Source organism: Catellatospora sp. NPDC049609 (genome assembly GCF_040675365.1).
Taxonomy (GTDB): domain Bacteria; phylum Actinomycetota; class Actinomycetes; order Mycobacteriales; family Micromonosporaceae; genus Catellatospora.
This window is the reverse complement of sequence record NZ_JBFAOU010000103.1, coordinates 21,429-27,428: the sequence shown is the minus strand read 5'-3', so window position 1 is coordinate 27,428 and position 6,000 is coordinate 21,429. Positions and strand designations below refer to the sequence as shown.

7 protein-coding genes are annotated in these 6,000 nt (G+C 76.7%); all 7 read right to left on the bottom strand.

Features of this window, described 5'->3' with window-relative positions; genetic code table 11:
* Positions 1 to 12: 12 nt before the first annotated feature.
* Genes AB0J67_RS25435 through AB0J67_RS25405 form a run of 7 tightly spaced genes read right to left on the bottom strand, consistent with a single transcriptional unit; the run spans position 13 to position 5,948 of the window.
* Positions 13 to 1,296, bottom strand: a complete 1,284-nt coding sequence (locus AB0J67_RS25435) for an NAD(P)/FAD-dependent oxidoreductase (protein WP_363485953.1) — start codon at positions 1,294 to 1,296, stop codon at positions 13 to 15.
* A gap of 42 nt (positions 1,297 to 1,338) precedes the next feature.
* A complete protein-coding gene (locus tag AB0J67_RS25430) occupies positions 1,339 to 2,460 on the bottom strand; it encodes a cytochrome P450 (protein ID WP_363485952.1) in 1,122 nt (373 codons plus the stop codon).
* Entirely contained in the window at positions 2,457 to 3,653 is a 1,197-nt protein-coding gene (locus tag AB0J67_RS25425) for a glycosyltransferase family 2 protein (protein WP_363485951.1), read from the bottom strand. The genes AB0J67_RS25430 and AB0J67_RS25425 overlap by 4 nt, the downstream gene beginning before the upstream one ends.
* On the bottom strand, positions 3,641 to 4,306 hold the full coding sequence (locus tag AB0J67_RS25420) for a lysophospholipid acyltransferase family protein (protein WP_363485950.1): 666 nt from the start codon (positions 4,304 to 4,306) through the stop codon (positions 3,641 to 3,643). Before AB0J67_RS25420 ends, AB0J67_RS25425 begins: the two co-directional genes overlap by 13 nt.
* Positions 4,299 to 4,613, bottom strand: coding sequence for a lycopene cyclase domain-containing protein (locus AB0J67_RS25415; protein WP_363485949.1), 315 nt, complete (start codon positions 4,611 to 4,613; stop codon positions 4,299 to 4,301). The genes AB0J67_RS25420 and AB0J67_RS25415 overlap by 8 nt, the downstream gene beginning before the upstream one ends.
* Complete coding sequence (locus tag AB0J67_RS25410; RefSeq protein WP_363485948.1) at positions 4,606 to 5,022, bottom strand: lycopene cyclase domain-containing protein; 417 nt, start codon at positions 5,020 to 5,022, stop codon at positions 4,606 to 4,608. The genes AB0J67_RS25415 and AB0J67_RS25410 overlap by 8 nt, the downstream gene beginning before the upstream one ends.
* Positions 5,022 to 5,948 (bottom strand): phytoene/squalene synthase family protein, encoded by a 927-nt coding sequence (locus AB0J67_RS25405; RefSeq protein WP_363485947.1) that lies wholly within the window; start codon positions 5,946 to 5,948, stop codon positions 5,022 to 5,024. Before AB0J67_RS25405 ends, AB0J67_RS25410 begins: the two co-directional genes overlap by 1 nt.
* Between the last annotated feature and the right edge of the window lie 52 nt (positions 5,949 to 6,000).

Genomic DNA, 6,000 nt, shown 5'->3' with positions numbered 1-6,000 from the left:
GGCCCGGCACGCTCAGCGGTGCCCGTGCCGGGGCGGGCCCCCGGCGACCAGGACCCGGCCGACGGGCCCGTGCAGGTCCTCCAGCACGGCCCTGGCGACGCGCCGGCCGGAGACCAGGGCGCCCTGCAGGGAGCTGGTGTCGCGGTGGTCGCCGCAGACGTAGCGGCCGTCGCCGACGCGTACGGTGCGGCGCAGCGGGTGCGGCGCGGGCATCGCGGGCAGGGCCTGCGGGATGCGGTACGCCCGCAGCGCCTGCCAGCCGGCGGTGTCCGTGCCGTAGAGCACCGACAGCCGCCCGCGCACCCGGCGCTCCAGCTCGTCCAGCGGAGTGACCGTGTCCAGCACGGACGTCGCGATGAGAGCCTGCCCGTCGGGGGCGTACCCGGCTGCTGCGGCCGACATCACCACGGTGTTGCGGACCAGGCCGGGCTGCTCGGCGTCGAGGATCGGCAGCGCCTCGCGCCGGGGCGAGGTGTCCGCGGCGTGGTAGAAGGTGGTCACCCCGCGCCAGCCGGGCTCGGCCAGGCCGGGCAGCAGGGCGGCCGCGGTGGTCGCGTCGGTGGCCACCACGACCACGTCCGCGCGCACCTCGTGGCCGCCCGCGACGGCGAGCCCGTCCGGGGTGAGCCGCTCGACCCGCGCGCCGAGGTGGACGGTGCCGTCCGGGAGCCGGTCGGCGAGCTGGCGGGGCAGCGCCCGCATGCCCTGCGCGGGCACCGCGGCGCCGCCGTGCAGGAAGGAGCGCCACACCAGCTGGAAGAAGCGGCCCGAGGTGACCAGCCGGTCCTCCAGCAGCACCCCGGCCAGGAACGGCCGCAGCACCCGGTCGACCCCGGCGGGGGAGAAGCCGGCCTCCTTGAGCACCTCCAGCGTGGTGCGGTCCGGCTCGCGCTTGAGCGGGCGGGCCGGGCCGAGGGCGCCACGTACGCCGAGCCCGGCCAGCGCGAACGCGTCGCCCAGCGGGAGCAGCCCGCCGGTGATCGCGGCGGGGGCGGTGATGTCGGCGCGCAGCCGGTGCGTCCGGCCGCCGTAGCGCACCGCCAGCCCGCGGGCGAACGGGCGCAGGTGCAGCGCGTCGACGTCGACCTCGGTCGCCAGCGCCGGATAGGCCGGGCAGATCACCTGGAAGCCGCGGTCCAGCAGGAACCCGTCGACCTCGTCGGTGCGCACCCGCCCGCCGACGTCGTCACCGGCCTCGTAGACGGCCACCCGCAGTCCCGCGTCGGCCAGCCAGCGGGCGGCGACGAGCCCGGACAGGCCCGCTCCGATGATCGCGACGTCCACGTGCTGTCCCATACGTCCAGGCTACGGCCTGTTTCACGGACGCACCCCGCCGGTTCACCAGCGGCGCTCGATCCACAGGGGACCGGCCGGGCGCAGCGCGATCGCCGCGGCGGGCCGGGGGTCGCCTTCGACCTGCGCCAGCTTGCCCTCGCACCACGGGGTGAGCGCCGCCCGCAGCATCGCGCGGGCCAGGTGTGCGCCCAGGCAGGTGCGCCGTCCCGCGCTGAAGGGCAGGAAGCCCCAGGCGGGGCGCCCGCCGTCGAACCGTTCCGGGCGGAACTCCAGCGGGCCCGGCCACAGCCGCGGGTCGCGGTGGGTGAGCAGCGGCGAGTACAGCACGAGCGTGCCCGCCGGGATGTCGACGCCGGTGACGGTGACCGGTGCGGCGGTGACCCGGCTGCCCAGCCAGCCCGCCGGGTAGAGGCGCAGCACCTCGTCGACGACCTGCGGCAGCGTCTCCGGCTGCACCCACTCCGGCGCCCCGGCCAGGTGCCACAGCGCCCAGGCCAGGGTGTGCGCGGTGGTGTCGTACCCGGCGGCCAGCCCGACCCGGATCTCGGCGACCGCGTCGTCCAGCCCGGCCAGGGCCTCGGCCAGGGTGCCCGGCGGCGGGTCGGCCAGGATCCGGGCGATCGCGGCGTCCAGCCGCCGGAACAGCAGCGGGCGGGGGATCATCGGGCCCGGCGCGGGCTGCTGCAGCGGGTGCAGGAAGTCGGCCAGCAGCCGATCGGGCATGGTGTTGGCGAAGAAGGCGGCGTTGAGCATGCGCCGCACCGTGCCGCTCGCCCAGGCCAGCGCCTCCACCCGGCCGGCGGGCAGGTCGGCCCGCGCGACCAGGTCGAGGCGCTCGGCCAGGTGCGCGATGCCGCGGGCGTGGAAGTGCGGGTTGAGCTCGCGCCGCCGCGGGTCGTGCGCCGGCTGGTCCTGGTAGACCACGCCCGCCGACAGGTAGGGCGTGAGCCCGCTCAGGCTGCCGACGCTGCGGAAGGTGTCCAGGTCGCCGAGCACGGCCCGGTTCCAGTCCGGGGTGTACCCGACGATCACCGGCCGCCACAGCCGCAGCCGGAACACGTCGCCGGTGCGGGCACCGTCGGTGAGCAGGCGCACCGGATCGGTGGACCACCGCCACAGGTGGCCCAGCAGCGGCGTGCCGGCGGGGGCGGGCAGCGTGGTCACCGGTAGCGGCGTCCCTTCCAGACGGCGGTGCGCCGCAGCGCCAGCGCGTACACGGGCAGCGCGGCGGGCGCGATGAACGGCACGAGCGCGGCCTCGGCGTACGCCCCGCGCCCGGTCTTGGCGTTGCCGAGCACCCGCTCGGCCAGGCCCAGCATCGCGGCGACCCGCCACGCCGCGCCGCGGTGCCAGCGCAGCCACGGCACGGTGTACGCGGCCAGGTGCCACGCCGCGCTCGCCGCGAGCAGCACGTCGCTGCCGCCGTGCGCGGCCCGCATGCTCTTGCCCATGCCGCGCACGGTGCTGCGGTAGCCGTCGTACATGCGGGTGCTCACCAGGTCGCCGCCCAGGGCCAGCCCGAGCTTGAGCCCGCTGCGCCGGGCCAGCCGGGCCAGCGCCAGGTCCTCGACGATCTCCCCGGCCACGGCGGCGTGCCCGCCGAGCCGCCGGTACGCGGGGCGCCGGAACGCCAGCAGCTGCCCGTTGGCCACCGCGGCGGCCGGGATCGGCAGGTCGAGCAGCTGGTGGGGCAGGAATGCCAGCAGGTTCTCGTCGATCAGCGGCACCAGCATGCGCTCGCCCACCGTGCCGGTCTGCTGGCGCGGGAAGACCGAGAACACGTCGGCGCGCTGGCGGCCGAACTCGGCCCAGACCGCGTCCAGCGCGCCGGGCCGCAGCGTGACATCGGCGTCCAGGTAGACCAGCAGCTCGCCGGTGGCCGCCGCGGCGAGCTGGTGGCAGGCCCAGTTCTTGCCGATCCAGCCGTCGGGCCGGGGCGTGCCGGTCAGCAGCTTCAGGCGCGGGTCGGCGAACCCGGCGACGATCTCGGCGGTGCCGTCGGTCGAGCCGTCGTCCAGGACCAGGATCTCGTCGGCGGGCTGGGCGAGCAGGCCGGGCAGGGTGTGCGGCAGCCGCGCGGCCTCGTCCCGGGCGGGCACCAGCAGCGACGTACGCGGCCGCCCCGGCCTGCCCGCGCCCCGGACCCCGGCGGGGAGCTGCGGCGACCCGGCGATCGACGGCTCGGCCAGCACCGGGAACGCCCTCGTGTTCGCCAGCAGCCCGGCCGTCTTGACCAGGTGGAAGCCCGCCACGGCGGCGGCCAGCACCGCCAGGGCGGGATGCTCTCCACCGCGCCGAGCGGGCCGGGCCGCTACCGCAGGCCCGGCTCCGGTGCGTCCGCCGGTCAGGAACGCCACGTCAGGGCTCCCTTCGCCGCGTCGATGCGCTCGTCCCAGCTGCGCCGCCCGGCGACCACGCGCCGGAAGCCGGCCAGCGGTTGCCGGGGGTCGGCCGCGCCGAGCTGGCCGTCCAGGGTGGACAGGTCGGCGGCGAGGATCTCGGCGAGCTGCTCGGTGGTCCGGCCGTCGTCCCGGCCGCCCGGCACCTCGGTGCAGGAGATGTACGCCTCCGGCCGGGTCTGCCCGCGCAGCACCACCCGCACCGCGACGGCCAGCAGCGGCACCCGGGCCTGGCGGGCGTACCAGGCGGCGCCGGGCGACAGCGGGCCGGGCGGGCCGGCCGGGCGCAGCTCGCCCTCGGGGTAGACGACGAGGGTGCGCCCGTCGCGCAGCAGCCCCAGCCCGGTGCGCGGCTCGTGGGTGCCGAACACGCCCAGCCGCCGCAGGAAGCCGTAGCTGGCCAGGTTGTCCTGCCGCATGAGCAGGCACGCGGGGTGGCCGGTGCGCCACAGCACCGTCGCCGCGACGAACGGGTCCCACCAGGTGTGGTGGTTGGCGGCCCAGACGAACGGGCCGCGCGGCAGCCCGCCGCGCAGCCACACCCCGCGCAGGTCGCGGCGCACCAGGTGGGTGAAACCGTGGCGCAGCACGGCCGCGACCGGGTCAGGCATCGGCCGGCTCCCGCCGGGCCCGGACCCACAGCAGCAGGGTGAGGGTGATCAGCGCGTACGCGAAGCCGTAGTCCTCGACCGGGATGTGCCACGGGGCCCGCAGCCCGGTGATCGCGTCGCCGTCGTAGTGCACGACGGTGGCGTCGGCCCGGGTCAGCCACCCGTCCACCGGCACCATGAACGCCAGCGAGATCGCCAGCGTCGCCCAGTACCGCCAGGTCCGCAGCAGCCCGGTCCGCAGCACCCCGAGCTCCAGCCCCACCACCGCGGCGCAGGCGACGGCGGCGGCCACGGTGTACTCACCCATGCCCGCCTCCGGTCCGCGCGGTCGGGGTGGCCGCCCCCGTGGGGGCGGCCTGGGTGGAGTGGTCGGCCAGGTGGGCGGGGTCGCGACGGGAGAGCCGGCGGCGGACGGCGGGGCCGCGCCCGAGGACCTCGAAGGTGAGCAGGGCGCAGAGGGGGACCACCAGGAAGAACAGCCACTCCTCGACGGGCAGGCCGAGCAGGGTCGCGCCGGTGGTGTAGCGGGGGGAGAACCACCAGTGGCCGCGGGCGGTCGCCACCAGGTCCCAGAGGACGAAGACGGCGAGGACCGGAGCGAGGGCGGCGAGCAGGCGGCGGGGGCGGCGGTACACGCGCGCCCCGAGGACCGCCTCCAGCGGCAGGGTGACCGCCAGGCACGCGGCGAGGACGAGCAGGTAACGCAGGCGGTCCATCAGTGCGCCGCCTCCGGCACGGGCTGCGCGCCGGCCGCGACGACCGGGGTGCCGGCCCGGGTGAGCAGGCACTGGGCGGCCACCCGCAGCCGCCGCCGGTTCGGCACGGTGGCGCGGCGGGCGAAGACGTCGTACTCCGCGCGCTCGACCTCGTCGAGGATGCCGCCGTAGAGGTGGTACGCCGTGCGGATGCAGGCCTGCGAGGTGGGCGCGAGCATGGTGACCCCCGGCGCGGCGAGGGCGTAGTGCTCGCGCGCCCGCGCGATCTCGAAGCGCACCAGCTCGCGGATGGGCGTGCTCGCGGTGCCCCGGGACGCGGCCAGCCGCAGGTCGGCCGTGCTCAGCCCGAACGCGTGCAGGTCGCGCTGGGGCAGGTAGACCCGGCCGCGGTCGAGGTCCTCGCCGATGTCGCGGATGAAGTTGGTGAGCTGGAACGCCAGGCCGAGCTGGCGGGCCGGTTCGCGGGCGGCCGCCGGGTCGGCGGGGTCGAGGATCGGCAGCATCATCGTGCCGATCACGGCCGCCGAGCCCTCCATGTACGCCAGCAGGTCGTCGTAGTCGGCGTACTCGGCGATCTCCAGGTCCATCGCCATCGAGCGCAGGAACGAGGCGAAGTCGGCCCGGTCCATGTCGAAGGTGCGGATGGTGTGCAGCACCGCGGGCAGCAGCGGGTCGTCCACGGGCGCGCCGTGCAGCCCGGCGACGAACCGGTCGGACCAGTCGCGCAGGGCACGGGCGCGGTCGGCGGGCGCCAGCGCGTCGGTCTGGTCGACGATCTCGTCCGCATGCCGGGTGAACCCGTAGAGCGCGTGCACGTGCGGCCGCTTCCAGGCCGGGAGCAGGCGCGTTGCCAGGTAGTACGTGCGGCCGTGCTGCCGGTGCAGGCGGCGGCAGCGCTCGTACGCGGCGGCGAGGTCGGGCTCCACGTGGCTCTCCCATCAAAAATCGACTCAGCAATCGACGCAACTTCGACTCTAC

What these genes read in the sequence shown, in the direction of transcription:
- AB0J67_RS25435 (WP_363485953.1), bottom strand. Translation starts at nt 1,296, where the DNA reads ATGGGACAGCACGTGGACGTCGCGATCATCGGAGCGGGCCTGTCCGGG.
- AB0J67_RS25420 (WP_363485950.1), bottom strand. Translation starts at nt 4,306, where the DNA reads ATGCCTGACCCGGTCGCGGCCGTGCTGCGCCACGGTTTCACCCACCTG.
- AB0J67_RS25415 (WP_363485949.1), bottom strand. Translation starts at nt 4,613, where the DNA reads ATGGGTGAGTACACCGTGGCCGCCGCCGTCGCCTGCGCCGCGGTGGTG.
- AB0J67_RS25410 (WP_363485948.1), bottom strand. Translation starts at nt 5,022, where the DNA reads ATGGACCGCCTGCGTTACCTGCTCGTCCTCGCCGCGTGCCTGGCGGTC.